Origin of the sequence: Stenotrophomonas maltophilia group sp. RY12688, from assembly GCF_052149045.1 — a bacterium.
In the GTDB taxonomy this organism is placed as follows: domain Bacteria; phylum Pseudomonadota; class Gammaproteobacteria; order Xanthomonadales; family Xanthomonadaceae; genus Stenotrophomonas; species Stenotrophomonas sepilia.
In genome coordinates this window covers 1,041,180-1,055,670 of sequence record NZ_CP197389.1, presented here as the reverse complement: position 1 = coordinate 1,055,670, position 14,491 = coordinate 1,041,180, and the positions used below count along the sequence as shown (strand labels likewise).

15 protein-coding genes are annotated in these 14,491 nt (G+C 67.7%); 8 read left to right on the top strand and 7 right to left on the bottom strand.

Translation table 11 applies throughout. The features are described from left to right. Positions 1 to 19: 19 nt before the first annotated feature. From ACS0OT_RS04920 to ACS0OT_RS04905, 4 genes are all read right to left on the bottom strand, one after another. Positions 20 to 556, bottom strand: a complete 537-nt coding sequence (locus tag ACS0OT_RS04920) for a hypothetical protein (RefSeq protein WP_065177914.1) — start codon at positions 554 to 556, stop codon at positions 20 to 22. Between the two features lie 98 nt (positions 557 to 654). Then, complete coding sequence (gene murD, locus ACS0OT_RS04915; RefSeq protein WP_139726799.1) at positions 655 to 2,064, bottom strand: UDP-N-acetylmuramoyl-L-alanine--D-glutamate ligase; 1,410 nt, start codon at positions 2,062 to 2,064, stop codon at positions 655 to 657. Continuing rightward, entirely contained in the window at positions 2,045 to 3,397 is a 1,353-nt protein-coding gene (murL, locus tag ACS0OT_RS04910) for a UDP-N-acetyl-alpha-D-muramoyl-L-alanyl-L-glutamate epimerase (RefSeq protein ID WP_139726798.1), read from the bottom strand. The genes murD and murL overlap by 20 nt, the downstream gene beginning before the upstream one ends. A gap of 76 nt (positions 3,398 to 3,473) precedes the next feature. After that, entirely contained in the window at positions 3,474 to 6,068 is a 2,595-nt protein-coding gene (locus ACS0OT_RS04905; protein WP_139726797.1) for a bifunctional aspartate kinase/diaminopimelate decarboxylase, read from the bottom strand. Positions 6,069 to 6,143: 75 nt separating this feature from the next. Between ACS0OT_RS04905 and ACS0OT_RS04900 the strand changes: the two genes are divergently transcribed. Both ACS0OT_RS04900 and ACS0OT_RS04895 read left to right on the top strand, forming a co-directional pair. Further along, positions 6,144 to 7,019: a PhzF family phenazine biosynthesis protein gene (locus ACS0OT_RS04900; RefSeq protein ID WP_139726796.1), complete on the top strand. Its 876-nt coding sequence runs from the start codon at positions 6,144 to 6,146 to the stop codon at positions 7,017 to 7,019. 71 nt (positions 7,020 to 7,090) lie between these two features. Beyond that, the gene (locus ACS0OT_RS04895) at positions 7,091 to 7,969 is read left to right on the top strand and encodes a PhzF family phenazine biosynthesis protein (protein WP_164093564.1); all 879 of its coding nucleotides are present in this window, start codon (positions 7,091 to 7,093) and stop codon (positions 7,967 to 7,969) included. 99 nt (positions 7,970 to 8,068) lie between these two features. Here the strand turns inward: ACS0OT_RS04895 and ACS0OT_RS04890 are convergent, their stop codons facing one another. Further along, positions 8,069 to 8,500 (bottom strand): OsmC family protein, encoded by a 432-nt coding sequence (locus ACS0OT_RS04890; RefSeq protein ID WP_005415607.1) that lies wholly within the window; start codon positions 8,498 to 8,500, stop codon positions 8,069 to 8,071. 372 nt (positions 8,501 to 8,872) lie between these two features. On the opposite strand from ACS0OT_RS04890, the gene ACS0OT_RS04885 reads away from it, so the two are divergent. The 4 genes from ACS0OT_RS04885 (at position 8,873) to ACS0OT_RS04870 (ending at position 11,147) form a co-directional block, all read left to right on the top strand. After that, on the top strand, positions 8,873 to 9,271 hold the full coding sequence (locus tag ACS0OT_RS04885) for an HU family DNA-binding protein (RefSeq protein WP_005415606.1): 399 nt from the start codon (positions 8,873 to 8,875) through the stop codon (positions 9,269 to 9,271). A gap of 293 nt (positions 9,272 to 9,564) precedes the next feature. Continuing rightward, a complete protein-coding gene (locus tag ACS0OT_RS04880; RefSeq protein ID WP_005415605.1) occupies positions 9,565 to 9,873 on the top strand; it encodes a DUF3861 family protein in 309 nt (102 codons plus the stop codon). Between the two features lie 56 nt (positions 9,874 to 9,929). Beyond that, entirely contained in the window at positions 9,930 to 10,469 is a 540-nt protein-coding gene (locus ACS0OT_RS04875; RefSeq protein ID WP_065185848.1) for a hypothetical protein, read from the top strand. 81 nt (positions 10,470 to 10,550) lie between these two features. Next, positions 10,551 to 11,147, top strand: a complete 597-nt coding sequence (locus ACS0OT_RS04870; RefSeq protein WP_005415603.1) for a DUF1439 domain-containing protein — start codon at positions 10,551 to 10,553, stop codon at positions 11,145 to 11,147. Between the two features lie 38 nt (positions 11,148 to 11,185). Here the strand turns inward: ACS0OT_RS04870 and ACS0OT_RS04865 are convergent, their stop codons facing one another. Continuing rightward, the gene (locus ACS0OT_RS04865) at positions 11,186 to 11,728 is read right to left on the bottom strand and encodes a type 1 glutamine amidotransferase domain-containing protein (RefSeq protein WP_005415602.1); all 543 of its coding nucleotides are present in this window, start codon (positions 11,726 to 11,728) and stop codon (positions 11,186 to 11,188) included. Between the two features lie 122 nt (positions 11,729 to 11,850). Next, on the bottom strand, positions 11,851 to 12,318 hold the full coding sequence (locus tag ACS0OT_RS04860; protein ID WP_012479369.1) for an SET domain-containing protein: 468 nt from the start codon (positions 12,316 to 12,318) through the stop codon (positions 11,851 to 11,853). 211 nt (positions 12,319 to 12,529) lie between these two features. On the opposite strand from ACS0OT_RS04860, the gene ACS0OT_RS04855 reads away from it, so the two are divergent. Further along, complete coding sequence (locus tag ACS0OT_RS04855) at positions 12,530 to 12,985, top strand: SUF system Fe-S cluster assembly regulator (protein WP_049414161.1); 456 nt, start codon at positions 12,530 to 12,532, stop codon at positions 12,983 to 12,985. An 18-nt stretch (positions 12,986 to 13,003) separates the two neighbouring features. Then, a complete protein-coding gene (gene sufB / locus ACS0OT_RS04850; RefSeq protein WP_049414162.1) occupies positions 13,004 to 14,479 on the top strand; it encodes a Fe-S cluster assembly protein SufB in 1,476 nt (491 codons plus the stop codon). Positions 14,480 to 14,491 lie beyond the last annotated feature (12 nt).

Here is a 14,491-nt window from a genome sequence, read left to right as displayed (position 1 = left end):
TGCCGGCCAGCGGCCGGCACTACCCACGCTCGATCCAGTGCAACGTGCCCGGCTCGAATGCCAGCAGATCCGACGCCGCCAGATGCGCGCGCGACCAGCGCCGTTCCGGCGGCTTCGGCTGCCGGGCACCCACCGAACCGTCATAGTCGCGCACCAGCAGGCCGATGCGCGCGGCCCCAGCCTGCAACAGCGCGTCGATACGCTGCAACCACTGGCCGGCATCGTCCAGGGCTTCATCGCGGCGTGCCTGCTGATCCTGTTCATGCCGCGCCAACTGCGCCGCCAACGCGCGCGCGATCTTCGCTTCGCTCCAGCCCTTCCTGCGCCAGCGTTCGGCATCATCGCCGTTCCACTCACGAACCGCCTGCGCCGAGGCCAGCGACGTGCCGCAATCGCAGTGCGCGGCACTCAGCCACGGCTGCCAATCCGGGCCCACCGCTGACTGCAGGCTGGGCGAATCCTGCGCAAACAGGCGCCGGCCACTGCGCTGCATGATCGCGGCGGCTTCAACGTGCGATAAGGATGCGGGCAGGAACAGGGTAATGAAGGTGCACATGCGGCTATCCGGGTCCGTCCGGGGATGCCTGCATGATAAACGCACGATGGGGTCAGAACCCTTTCCTGCGGAAAGGGATCCGACCCCGATCCCGCCGGTCAGGCGATGCCCAACCCCGGAATCGCGCTGATGCTGTCCGGATCGAACCCAGCCAGTTCGGCGAAATGGCGTCCGCGCGCCACGTAATCGCGGTAGGCCCCGAAGCTCGGCGCACCCGGCGACAGCAGCACCACCCCGCCCTGTGCGCCCAGCGCCGTGCGCGCCAACGCCATCGCCTCGGCGAGATCGCCCGCAGCGTGCAGGCCAAAGCGGCCAGCATCGGCCAGCGGCTGCAGCATCGCGTGGATGCGCGGGCCGTTGCTGCCCATGGTCACGATCTCCACCGGCGGCACATCGTGCGCCATGTGCTGCATGAAGTCGGTCCAATCCAGGCCACGGTCGTGCCCGCCCACCAGCAGCGCGATGCGCTGCCCAGCAAAGCACTCCAGCGCGGCCAGGCTGGCATGCGGCGTGGTGCTGATCGAATCATTGACGTAGGTCAGGCCATCGGCCACGCCGATGCGCTGCAGGCGGTTCGGCAGCGGGCGGAAATCCTGCACTGACGGTGCCAGCGCCACGGCATCCAGGCCCAGCGCTTCCAGTGCAGCCAGCACCGCGCACAGATTGCCGCGGTTGTGGCGTCCCGGCAGCGGCGTGTTGCGGGTATCGAACACCGCCTGTTCGCCGCGATGCACGATGTCGCCCCGCATATGCCAGCCCTGCGGCTGGTTGAACCAGACCACCTCACTATCGGGCAGCGACAGTGCCGCCAGGTGCGGATCGGCCGCATTGAGCACGGCAATGCGCGGCGCGGCTTCCGTCACCAGCCGCAGCTTGTCTTCGATGTAACGCCGTTCGCTGCCGTGCCAGTCCAGGTGTTCCGGGAACAGGTTCAGCACCACTGCCACCTGCGGGTGGGCGCCACTGCGCGCCACTTCACCGGTCTGGTAGCTGGACAGCTCGACGGCCCAGTACTCGGGCGCCGGCTGCGGGTCCAGCACCTCCAGCAGCGGCAGGCCGATGTTGCCGACCAGTCCGGTGCGGTGGCCGGCCGCGCGCAACAGGTGCGCGACCAGCGCGGTGGTGGTGCTCTTGCCCTTGGTGCCGGTCACGCACACGGTGTCGTGCACGATGCCATCGTCAGCCGCATGCTCGGCGAACCACAGCGCAGTGCCGCCGATGAAGGTGGTGCCCTGCGCTGCCGCCGCCAGCGCGATCGGCTGATAGGGACTGATGCCGGGCGATTTGATCACCACGTTGAACGCGGCCAGCGCTTCAGCGGAAGGCTCGCCACGCACGTCCAGGGCGCCCTGTGTTTCCACGCGTGCGGCCCCGACTTCGGCCGCCGGGCAGAACAGGCTCAGCGGCAGCGTGGGCAGGCGCTCACGAAGTACCGCAAACGCGGCGCGGCCCTCGCGGCCCCAGCCCCACAGCGCGACGCGCTTTCCTTCAAGCTTCGAAATCTTCACGCACCCGGTCCCACAGCGCAGCCGGAACGCGGTGCTCGCCCTGCAGCTGCAGCAGCGGCGCCAGTTCCAGTTCGGCGGCATCCAGCTGCGGCTGGATTTCATTGCAGAAGCGCTTCACCAACACGTCTTCCTTCCATTCCGGGCGCTGGGCCAGGGTCGCCATCGCCGCACGAGATTCGCGGCCTTCGCCCACGCACTCGAACGGCTTGTGGTCCTGGAACTCCAGCAGCGCGTCGAAGCCAGCGGCCTGCTCGGCATCGTCCAGCAGGTTGCGGCCGAAGATGCGCACCAGGCGCGTCTTGGGCATGAACGGAGCCAGCGCCAGGAACACGAAATGGCACTTCGGGCAGACGCCGCACCAGCGGTTCACCGGGCGCTCGCCAAGAATGTGGAAATTGCGGTTGCAGCTGGAGAAGTGCGCGTCGTAGAAATCGGTCTTGGCGAACTGGCGGGCCACCGCCAGCTCGGACAACGGGCGCAGCAGCGAGTAGTACTGCAGGTCCGCCACAACGTGCGCCTGTACATGGCTGCCGAAGGCCTGTTCAAACACCCAGCCCTTGGACCACTGGTGGTTCACTTCGCCGGTGCCTGGAATCTGGCTGCCGTAGCTGGCCGAACGCTCGTTGGAGAACACCACCTGGTCCACGCCCTGCAGCAACGCGGCCAGCACCATGATTGCCGAGTTCACCGCAGTGACCGGGATGTGGCCGTTCCAGGCGCCCTGGCGGTTGAGCTCGAACAGTTCCGGCGCCAGCGCACGGCCCAGGTTCAGTGTCGGCAGGCCGGTGCGCTCGGCACAGGCGCGGATCAGCTGCGAGCCACCGATCCAGGTCACCGTTTCGTCCACGCCGGCACGGCGCAGCGCTTCGATGCTGACCAGCGAATCCTTGCCGCCGCCGATGGCCACCAGTGCGTGCGGCTGCAGGCCCAGCGCCGGCGCCTGCACGGCCTCGCCCTGCACCGGCAACCGGAAGCGGCCGCGCAGGTTCAGGCCGTTACGGTAGGCGAATTCGCCCAGGCCATTGAGGTAAATGGTCTCCACCAGTGCGGCGGTATCGGCATCGATGCTGTAACTGTCGATGCTGACCGTATCCGGTACGCCGGCCTTGTAGTAGCTGACGCCGGCGATCAGGTGCAGCAGCTGCAGCGCACGCTGCACGGCAGCGGCGCGCGCCTCGTCCAGCACGAACGGGGCACCCGGCACGGTGATGGTCTCCACCATCTCCGGGCCGTCGTCGAAGGCGTAGACCAGCCGGGCCACGCCGGTATCCGCTGCGAAGTCGCAGCGGACGAAGCGGAAGCGGGAAACCTGGTGTTTGTCGAAAGCAGTCATGGTGTATCCGGTCAGGCACGGGCCCGCGCGAGGGCGCGGGGCGTGTCGGTGGGCGGGTGCAGGGCGCGGGCGGTGGTCATTCGATCACGTCTTCGCGCGGCAGCATCCGCTGGTTGTAGGTGTTGGCCATCACATAGCCGTAGGCACCGGCATCGGCGATCAGCATCACGTCGTCCGGCGCGGTCGACACCGGCAGCTTGCGGCGCTTGCCGAACACATCGCTGGATTCGCAGATCGGCCCGACCACATCGAACGCCGCTTCGGCATAACCGCCCTGGCGGCTGAGATTCTCGATGTCATGCCAGGCGTCGTACAGCGCCGGGCGCATCAGTGCGTTCATGCCGGCGTCCAGGCCGACACGGCGCACGCCGTCCTTTTCCACCACCTGGGTGGCATGGGTCAGCAGCACGCCCGATTCGGCCACCAGGTAGCGGCCCGGCTCGATCGCCAGGCGGAATGCCGGGTGCAGTGCCTTGACCTCGGCCAGGCCCTCGGCCCAGGCGTCCAGGTCGAAGGGTTCGTCTTCGTCGCTGTACGGAATCGGCAGGCCACCACCGATATCGATGGTCTGTACGCTGCCGATGCGGCGAGCGAAACCGGCCAGCTCATCGCACATCAGCCGCCAGTGCTGCGCGGTTTCCACGCCGCTGCCCAGGTGCGCATGCAGGCCCACCACGCGGCTGCCCAGTTCGGTGGCCGCGCGCACGAACTCGTCGACGCGAGCGATCGGCAGGCCGAACTTGGACTCCTTGCCACCGGTACGGACCTTGGCGTGGTGGCCCTCGCCCCGGCCCAGATCGACGCGCAGCCACAGCTCGCGGTTGCGGAACAGGTCCGGCCAGCGCTGCAGCGCTTCCACGTTGTCGACGGTCACAGTCACGCCCAGCGCGAACGCCGCCTCGTACTCGCTGCGCGGGCAGAAGCTGGGGGTGAACAGCACGCGCTTGGGCGACAGTTCCGGCAGGTGCTGGAACACATGCTTCAGCTCACCGTGCGACACGCACTCCAGGCCGAAGCCCTCCGCTTCCAGCAGTTGCAGGATGGCCGGGTGGCTGTTGGCCTTGATCGCGTAGTAACGCTGGTCGATCGGCTTGATCGCGGCCAGCGCACGGGCGCGGGCACGCACCGTCGGCAGGTGGTAGACGTAGCGCGGCGTACCAGCATCGGCCAGCTGCAGCAGGTGCGCACGCTGGCCACGCCACCACGGCGTGCCGCGCGGGCGCACGGTGCCGGCAATCTCGCGCCAGCGCGGGCCGAACACTTCGGTCTCTTCCACCGGCATCGCGCCGCTGTCGATCAGCTCTGCGTGCAGCATCGGCAGCAGGCCATCGGCATCGGCCTCGTCGATGACGAAGGTCAGGTTCAGGTCGTTGGACGACTGCGAGATCATGTGTACGCGCTCGCGGCCGAAGGTCGCCCACACGTCCGACAGCTTGTGCAGCAGCGACCGCATGCCGCGGCCCACCAGGGTGATCGCCGCGCACGGCACGATCACCTTCACCTTGCAGATCTGCGACAGGTCGGCCGACAGCGCGGCCAGCACATCGGTGTTGACCAGGTTCTCGGACGGGTCCAGCGACACGGTGACGTTGGTCTCGGCCGAACCGATCAGGTCCACCGACAGGCCGTGCTTCTTGAACAGGTTGAACACATCGGCCAGGAAGCCGACCTGCTGCCACATGCCGATGCCTTCCATCGACACCAGCACGATGCCATTGCGGCGGCTGATCGCCTTCACCCCCGGCACCGGTGCGGCGCTGCCATCGATGCTGGTGCCCGGCAGTTCCGGGCGCTCGGTATCGAGGATGGCCATCGGCACGCCGGCATCGCGGCACGGCTTGATCGAGCGCGGGTGCAGCACCTTGGCGCCGGTGGTGGCGATTTCCTGCGCTTCGTAATAGTCCAGGCGGGTCAGCAGGCGTGCGTCGGGCACGTCCTTCGGATTGGCGCTGAACATGCCCGGCACATCGGTCCAGATCTCCACCCGGCTGGCGCCGAGCAGCGCACCGAAGTACGCCGCCGAGGTATCCGAGCCACCACGGCCGAGGATGGCGGTACCGCCATCGGCATGCCGCGAAATGAAGCCCTGGGTGATCAGCAGGCGGGTCGGCTGCGCGCGGAAGCGCTGCATCCACTCCGCGTCGGCGCGCCACTGGCAGTTCACCGACAGCCGCTGCGACCAGTCGCTCTGGTTCGGCTGCGGCGGCATCGCGTCCAGCCACTGGCGGGCGTCCATCCAGCCCATGTCCAGGCCCGAGGCGCGCAGATAGGCCGCGCCCAGGGTGGAGGACAGCAGCTCGCCCTGGCCCAGCACTTCGGCCTGCCAATCCAGCGGACGGGTAGCCGCCCGCGCATCGTCGAGCAGGCCCTGCAGCGCCGCCAGCCGTTCGGCCAACACCTCGCGGCCCAGGCCGAGTTCGGCCAGGAAGCCCTCATGGCGCTCGACAAGCGCTGCCACGCGATCACCGCTGTCCGGCGCGCCGTCGGCAATCGCGGTCAGTTCGTTGGTGACCCCGGACAGCGCCGATACCACCACCAGCACGCGCGATCCGGTCTCTTCCGCGCGTTTTTTCGCCAGCTTCCCGATCGTGTCCCAGCGGTGACGACGCGACACCGAAGTGCCGCCGAACTTCAGTACGATCCAACGATCGACAAGGGGGGAAGCTGACATGGATTGGCTATGTAGAATGTGGGGAAGCCGCCCTCGGGGGCGGAACCTTTGATTCTAAGCGCAATATCCCCGTAGATGGCCGTCCTCCGTTACCTGCAGCTCGACGTCTTCGCCCCCCGCCCCGGAACCGGCAATCCACTGGGCGCCATCCTGGACGCCGACGCGCTCTCCAGCAGCCAGATGCAGGCCCTGGCCGCCTGGCTGAACCTGTCCGAGACGGTGTTCTTCCTGCGCCCCACCGCGCCCGGCGCCGACTACCACATCCGCATCTTCACCCCGACCCGTGAGCTGGCCTTCGCCGGCCACCCCAGCGTCGGCGCCGCCTGGGCGGCGGTGACCTGCGGCCTGGCCCAACCGCGCGACGGCGCCCTGCTGCAGCAATGCGCGGCAGGGGTGCTGCCAGTACGGGTGAGCGGCCCGGCCGAGGCACTGGAGATCCAGCTGGCCAGCCCGCCGGCACGGCAACTGGACACGGAGGCAGACGGAGCGCCCGCCGCGCTGTTGGCGCTCGCTGCCGACGGGCAGGTGCCCGAACTCTGGGACAACGGCGCACGCTGGTGGCTGCTGCCACTGCGCGATGCCGCCGCCGTTCGCGAGCTGGCACCGGACATGGCCGCGCTGGCCGACTGGAACCTCGCCACCGACGCTACAGGCCTGGCCGTCTTCGCCGATGAAGCCGGCACCGGCCACACCCGCGTGGTGCGTGCCTTCTGCCCCGCTGATGCGCCCGCCGTGCCCGAGGATCCCGTGACCGGCAGTGCCAATGCACTGATCGGCGCCTGGCTGCGGCAGCGCAATGCCCTGCCCGGCCGCGAGGGCCGCTACGTGGCCAGCCAGGGCCGCGAAGTCGGTCGCGATGGTCGCGTGCAGGTACAGGTCGATGCGCAGGGCACGGTGTGGATCGGCGGCCAGGTGCAGCCGGTCATCGACGGCCAGATCCGTTGGCTGTAGAGCCGAGCGTAGGCTCGGCGCTGCAGCGGCGCGTTAAGCTGCGCGCCACCCGATCATGGAGTTTCGCCCCGATGACCACCCGCCGTTTCCTGCAGCTGGATGTGTTCTCCCCGCGCGCCGGCGCTGGCAACCCGCTGGCCGTGGTACTCGATGCCGAAGGCCTGGACGACGCCAGCATGCAGGCCATCGCACGCTGGACGCGCCTGCCCGAGACCACCTTCGTGTTCCCGCCCCAGGCCGCCGGTGTCAGCTACCGGCTGCGCATGTTCAGCCCGCAGAAGGAAGTGCCGTTCGCCGGCCACCCCAGCGTCGGCACGGCGCATGCAGTACTGCAGGCAGGCCTGGCCACACCGATCGATGGCGTGCTGGTGCAGGACGGCATTGCCGGCGCCCTGCCGCTGCGCGTCAGCGGTGAGGGCGCGCAGCAGCGCATCGCCATCCGCACCCCGCGCGCGCAGTTGGCGGAGACCGCTGAAGCCACCGATCCGCGCCTGCGGGCAGCACTGAAGGACTGGCCACTGGGCTCGCTGCCGCCGGCGCGCATGCAGGGCGGACGCAGCTGGTGGGTGGTGCAGGTGGCCGATGAAGCAGCACTACGCGCGCTGCGCCCTGACTGGAACGCGGTGGCTGCGCTGGCCGAGTCCACCGACAGCATGGGCGTGTTCGCCTATGCCTTCAGCGATGGCAGTGAGGGATTCGATCTGGCCGTGCGCGCTTTCGTCGGCAATGGTCGGCGCTTCGAGGACGCCGCCTCGGGGGCCGCCAATGCAGTGCTGGCCGCGTGGCTGGACCTGCGCGACGCGCTGCCACGTGGCCGTGCGCCGTTCGAAGTCAGCCAGGGCCGCGAAGTCGGCCACGATGCGCGCCTGACCCTGCGGGTCGACGAGGACGGCGAGGTCTGGTCGGGCGGCCAGGTGCAGACGGTGATCACCGGCACCCTTGATTGGTAAAGGGATACTGTAGAGCCGAGCCCACGCTCGGCTGCTCCTCGGCCAGATCACGGGACCTGCAGAAGCCGAGCATGGGCTCGGCTCTACAGATGCGCCGGCTCAGCCCAGTTCGGCTTCCAGGCTGATCGGCACCGCGCTCAGCGCCTTGGATACCGGGCAGTTCTGCTTGGCGTCATCGGCAATGGCACGGAACTGCGTCGCATCGATGCCGGGCACCACCGCCCTGACCTTCAGGCGGATCTGCGACAGCTGCGGACCGCCTTCCAGCGACAGGTCGACCTTGGCTTCGGTGTCCAGCGAGGTCGGGGTGAAGCCTGCTTCGCCGAGCTTGGCCGACAGCGCCATGGTGAAACAACCCGCGTGCGCGGCGGCGATCAGCTCTTCCGGATTGGTGCCCTTTTCGTCGCCGAAGCGGCTGTTGAAACCGTAGCGGGTCTTCTCCAGCAGCCCACTCTGCGGCGTGCTCAACTGGCCCTTGCCCGTCTTCAGATCGCCTTCCCAGTGCGCGGTGGCGTGTCGCGAGATTCCCATTGTGCTGCTCCTGCGTGGCGGTGATGAACGGCTACCCTCGCACGCCACGCGTTAGCCCTGCGTCGCTCCGCCGCACGCCGGACGTCGTCCCCGAGCCCGGCGAGTGGACACTTCCTCGCCAGCCCGGAACGCATTTTCCTCTTGTTTTCAGTGGTTTCGCGCACCCCACCGATCGGCGGGCGCCGGCGATCGAACACGCTGGCGTGCCCCCATCCCCCACCGCCGACCATGTACTGAATCGGCCTGGATATGAAAAAACATGCACTTTCCGCGCTTCGGGCTATTGGCGGCGCCCAAGAGTTGCCCTACATTGCGCTTGCCGACGGGGTTCGGCGCCGACCAAACAACCAACCGTTCACGGAACAGGAAACCATGGCAAAGACCGCTAAGAAGGCTGCCCCGAAGAAGGCAGCGAAGAAAGTCGCGACGAAGGCAGCCGCCAAGCCGGCCGCTCCGAAGCCGATCAAGGAAGTGCTGACCAAGTCCGGCCTGGTTGCACACATCGCTGAAGCCTCCGGCGTCATCGCCAAGGACGTCCGCGCTGTGCTGGCCTCGCTGGAAAGCGCCGTCGCCTCCTCGGTGCACAAGAAGGGCGCTGGCTCCTTCACCCTGCCGGGCCTGCTGAAGATCACCACCGTCAATGTGCCGGCCAAGCCGAAGCGCAAGGGCATCAACCCGTTCACCAAGGAAGAGCAGTGGTTCGCCGCCAAGCCGGCCACCACCAAGCTGAAGGTGCGTCCGCTGAAGAAGCTGAAGGACGCCGCGCTGTAAGCGCGCGCCCCAACGTGGATTCCGACGGGACGGCTCTGGTCGTCCCGTTTTTTTTGCGTGCCCGGCGGTAGATCCACGCCATGCGTGGATGCGTCGCGCTGCGGCAATCCGCAACACAGCGTTGCCGCCTCCCCGGCAATGCCCGTACAGGCCCGTCGCCACTGGCCGAGCGCGGCTTGGGCAGGTGCTGGAACGTACCGGGTGGAACACTGCGTGCAGCGCCGGCCGTCGCCTCAGGCCGTGGCCTTGCCTATGGTGGGCACATCCTCCACAGCTACGGCGAGCACACCCTCATGGCCAGCCCCTCCACCCGCTACCGGATCTCGGTGACCCCCATCGAAAAGGACGGGCTGCAGTGCACAGGGCGCTGCACCATCGAACTGGAGCATCGCGCCAGCCGCGACCTGATGCGCCTGCTGGAGGCGGCCCCGCGTACCGCCGGTATCAGCGGCGACGAGCGTGCGACCCTGGTGATCGCCACCCAGCTGCTGCGCGATATCGTGCAGCGCCATGCCGAGACCGGCGGCCACGCACTGGCGGCCATCGCCGGCCAGGTCCTGCCAGCGCTGGACGCTCTGGATCAGCTGCCCTCCTCCCGCTGATCCCGGCGCAATCGCTACACTGCCGCCCTCCAGGTTGCCTCGCGGAGGAGGCAGACATGCGCAGGAACCTGTTGCTGATCGCACCCTTGGTGCTGCTGGGCTGTTCACGCCCGGCAGCACAGACGACCGGCGACATCGCGGCAGCGTCCGCTCCCGTCGCTGCCACCGCAGCCGCGGACACTCGCACCGGCCCCGATCCCGCAGCAGTGCAGGCAAGTGAAATGCCGGTGCTGTCTGCTGTCGCCGACGGTGCCGAGCCGCCATCGACGATGCTCAACCGCTACGTAGCGGCGTTGCTCAACCGCAACCGCGCCGCCAGCGATGCCGCCTGGACGATCCCGCCCAGCGACCCGCGGCATGCGGACGACGCCGCGCTGCGGCAGCTGCAGGACCTGCGCACCCTGCGCCTGCACAGCGATCCCCCGCTCGCCCGCGACGATCGGCAGCCACCGCAGCTGCTTGAAGTGCCGGTGCAGATCCGCGCGGTCACCGCCAACGGTACGTTCCGCTTCGGTGGCTGGTACCGCGTGCAACCCAGCAGCGATGGCAGCGCCTGGCAGATCCAGTCGGCGCAACTGCGTCCGATGCTGGACTGAACCGTTACAGCCGCATGCACGCGCGATTCAGCCTGCACGGCTACTCTTTGATCCATCCATTCCCTGCCATCGGTCACCGCCATGCGCCTGCGTTCCCTGATGACCCGCCTCGCTGCCTCCACCGTACTGATCGCCGCTGCGATCGGCGCGCAGGCGGCTCCCTCCATTTCCGGCCGCGAACTGTCGGTGGGTGCCAGCGACGTGCAGCAGTACCTCGATGGCAGCTTCCCGCGCACCCAGGACGCCCTTGGCGGCCTGATCTCCCTGACCATGAGCCACCCTCAGCTGAGCCTTCCGGCCGGCGAGCGCCTGAACCTTGGCATGGACGTGGCACTGGCCACCGCCGGCGGCAACCCGGCCAAACTGGGTACGGTGAAGCTCAGCAGCGGCCTGCGCTACGACGCGCAGACCCAGGGCTTCCACCTGCAGCAGCCCAGCGTGGATGACTTCACCCCGGCCAACCAGGGCGGCCGCCTCGACTCACGCACCCGCGGTCTGCTCAATGCCTGGCTGAGCGACTACGCCCAGCGCGAACCGATCTACAAGCTGGACCCGGCCGTGGCCGGGGTGCTCGGCGCGCTGCAGGTGCAGGCGGCACAGGTCAAGAACGGCAAGCTGGTGGTCACCTTCAACCAGAACCTGGGCAACCTGGTGCCGGCAGGCCTGCTGGGCAAATAAGGTAGTGCCGGCCGGCGGCCGGCACTACCGGCAAGGCATCACGCGGCGAGTGCCTTGACCACCGCCTCGCTGAAAGCAGGAATGTCATCCGGCTTGCGGCTGGTGATCACGTTGCCGTCGACCACGACCTCGGCATCGCGCCAGTTCGCGCCCGCGTTGGCCAGGTCCTGCTGAAGGGAGGGCCAGGAGGTCAGCTCGCGGCCATCTGCCAGCCCGCTGTTGATCAGCAGCCACGGACCATGGCAGATCGCCGCGACGGGCTTGCCGGCTTCATCCACTGAGCGGATGAAGCTGAGCACCGCGTCGTCGGTGCGCAGTGTGTCCGGATTGATGACGCCCCCTGGCAGCACCAGGGCATCAAAGCCCGCCGGATCCGCCTCGTCCAGCGGAATGTCGACCGCGACGGCGTCGCCCCAGTTCTTCTCTTTCCAGCCCTTGATGGTCGCCTCCTTTGCGGGCGACACCACGCTGACCCGCGCACCTTCCGCTTCCAGCAGCCGTTTGGGCTCGGTCAATTCGGACTGTTCAAAGCCGTGGGTCGCGAGGATTGCGATCTGTTTGCCCTTCAATCGCTCTGCCATGGGTGCACTCCAGTTGGGGGAGTGCACAGCGTGGACGAACGGCCCTTGCACGGCGGTGACCCTGCTGTGCACGGCAGGTGGAGAGGACCCATGCCGGCCAGCGGCCGGCACTACCGGAAGGATCAACGCTTGGGCTGCAGCATGGTGCCGGTGCACTTGGGCGAGCCGCAGCGGCATTCCCAGATCTTCTTCAGCTTGGCGGTGTGGCGCTCGGCCAGCGTGATGCCGTAGTTGTAGGTCAGCTCTTCGCCAGCCTTGATATCGCGCAGCGCCTCGATGAACACCTTGTCGCCACGGCTGTCGCCGTCCTCATCCTCCTCGATCACCGCCTCGCAGTTCGGGTCGCAGCTGTGGTTGATCCAGCGCGCATCGTTGCCCTTGTAGTTGGCATCGATCACCCAGTCGTCATTGAGGGTGAACAGGAAGGTATGGCCGCTTTCGACGTCGCCGCTGTCATCGGCATCAACGTCGCCATGGCTGCGCAGCAGGCCCTTGTACTGGATCACGCGCTCGCCCTGCTTGATCGGGGCGACGGCGAACACGCCGTTGCCATGGATGGCGGACTTGCGGGCTTGGATCTTCTTCGGCATCGGCACGGGCTGTTTGCAGCGGATGGAACAGGGATTCTCGCCCATTCCGGGTGATTGCGAAAATCACCCGGTTGGCGCAGCATGGCGCCCCCGGCAGCGCCCGCTGGCAAAGCCTCCCGGCCCGGCCCCAGCGCCGGCTGAATGCCCGGGTTGGATGGTGGCGAATAAAAGCGTACAATTTCAGTCCGCTTTAAGAACCACTCGCATCCCCATGTTGCGCGTCACCAAGCTCACCGATTACGCCACCGTCGTGCTGACCGTGCTCGCCGCCCGTCCGGGCGAGGTGCTCAGTGCCACCGAACTGGCCGAATTCACCGGCCTGGAGCCGCCCACCGTCAGCAAGGTACTCAAGCCGCTGGCCCAGGCCGGCCTGGTCGAAGGCCTGCGCGGCGTGCGTGGCGGCTACCGGCTGACCCGCCCGGCCATCGAGATCTCGCTGTTCGAAGTGGTCGAAGCGATGGAAGGGCCGCTTGCCCTGACCGAATGCAGCCACGACCACCACCAGTGCGGCATGGCACCCAAGTGCGGCGCGCGCAGCAGCTGGCGGTTGATCAACGACGTGGTCTCCGAGGCCCTGCGCGACGTCAGTCTTGCGCAGATCCTGCCCCCCCTTCCCCTTGCCGATGACGAACAGCGCCGCACCATCGCTGTTGACGTCGTCTCCTGATCCACAGGCAGCCCCCCCATGGCCACCGAAACCATCGAAAACGTCGCCCACGACGACACCCCCAACCGCGAGATCCACGAGCAGCTCGGCCGCAAGTATTCGGCCGGCTTCATCACCGAGATCGAGTCGGACTCCCTGCCGCCGGGCCTGGACGAGGACACCATCCGTGCCCTGTCGGCCAAGAAGGACGAGCCGGAGTGGATGACGCAGTGGCGCCTGGACGCCTACCGCCACTTCCTGACCATGCCGATGCCGGACTGGGCCAAGCTGGAGATCGCCCCGATCGACCTGCAGGCGCTCAGCTACTACTCCGCGCCGAAGGGCCCGAAGTACGCCTCGCTGGATGACGTGCCCAAGGAGCTTCTGGACACCTACGACAAGCTGGGCGTGCCGCTGCACGAGCGCGCCAAGCTGGCCGGCGTGGCGGTGGATGCGGTGTTCGACTCGGTGTCGGTCGGTACCACCTTCCGCAAGGAACTGGCCGAGAAGGGCATCATCTTCTGCTCGATGTCCGAGGCTATCAAGGAACACCCGGAGCTGGTGCGCCAGTACCTGGGCACCGTGGTGCCGGTGGGTGACAACTACTTCGCCGCGCTCAACTCGGCGGTGTTCTCCGATGGCAGCTTCGTGTTCATTCCCAGGGGCGTGCGCTGCCCGATGGAACTGAGCACCTACTTCCGCATCAACGCCGGCCACACCGGCCAGTTCGAGCGCACCCTGATCGTGTGCGAGGACAAGGCCTACGTGTCCTACCTGGAAGGCTGCACCGCGCCGATGCGCGACGAGAACCAGCTGCACGCCGCAGTGGTCGAGCTGGTCGCGCTGGAAGATGCGGAGATCAAGTACTCCACCGTGCAGAACTGGTACCCGGGCGACGAGAACGGCGTCGGCGGCATCTACAACTTCGTCACCAAGCGTGCCGAATGCCGTGGCGCGCGCAGCAAGGTCACCTGGACCCAGGTCGAGACCGGCTCGGCGATCACCTGGAAGTACCCCTCGTGCGTGCTGCTGGGCGACGATTCGGTCGGTGAGTTCCACTCGGTCGCGCTGACCCATCACCGGCAGCAGGCCGACACCGGCACCAAGATGATCCACGTCGGCAAGCGCACCAAGAGCAAGATCGTCAGCAAGGGCATCAGCGCCGGCCGCGGCCAGAACACCTACCGCGGCCTGGTGCGGGTGGACCGCAATGCCGATGGCGCGCGCAACTACACCCAGTGCGATTCGCTGCTGATCGGCAAGCAGTGCGGCGCGCACACCTTCCCCTACATCGAGGTGAAGAACCCGGGTGCCACCGTCGAGCACGAGGCCACCACCTCGAAGATCTCCGACGACCAGCTGTTCTACTGCCGCGCCCGTGGCATCAGCCAGGAAGACGCGGTGTCGATGATCGTCGACGGCTTCTGCAAGCAGGTGTTCCGCGAACTGCCGATGGAGTTCGCGGTGGAAGCCAAGAAGCTGCTGGAAGTCTCGCTGGAAGGTTCGGTGGGCTGACCGCCCGCCCCT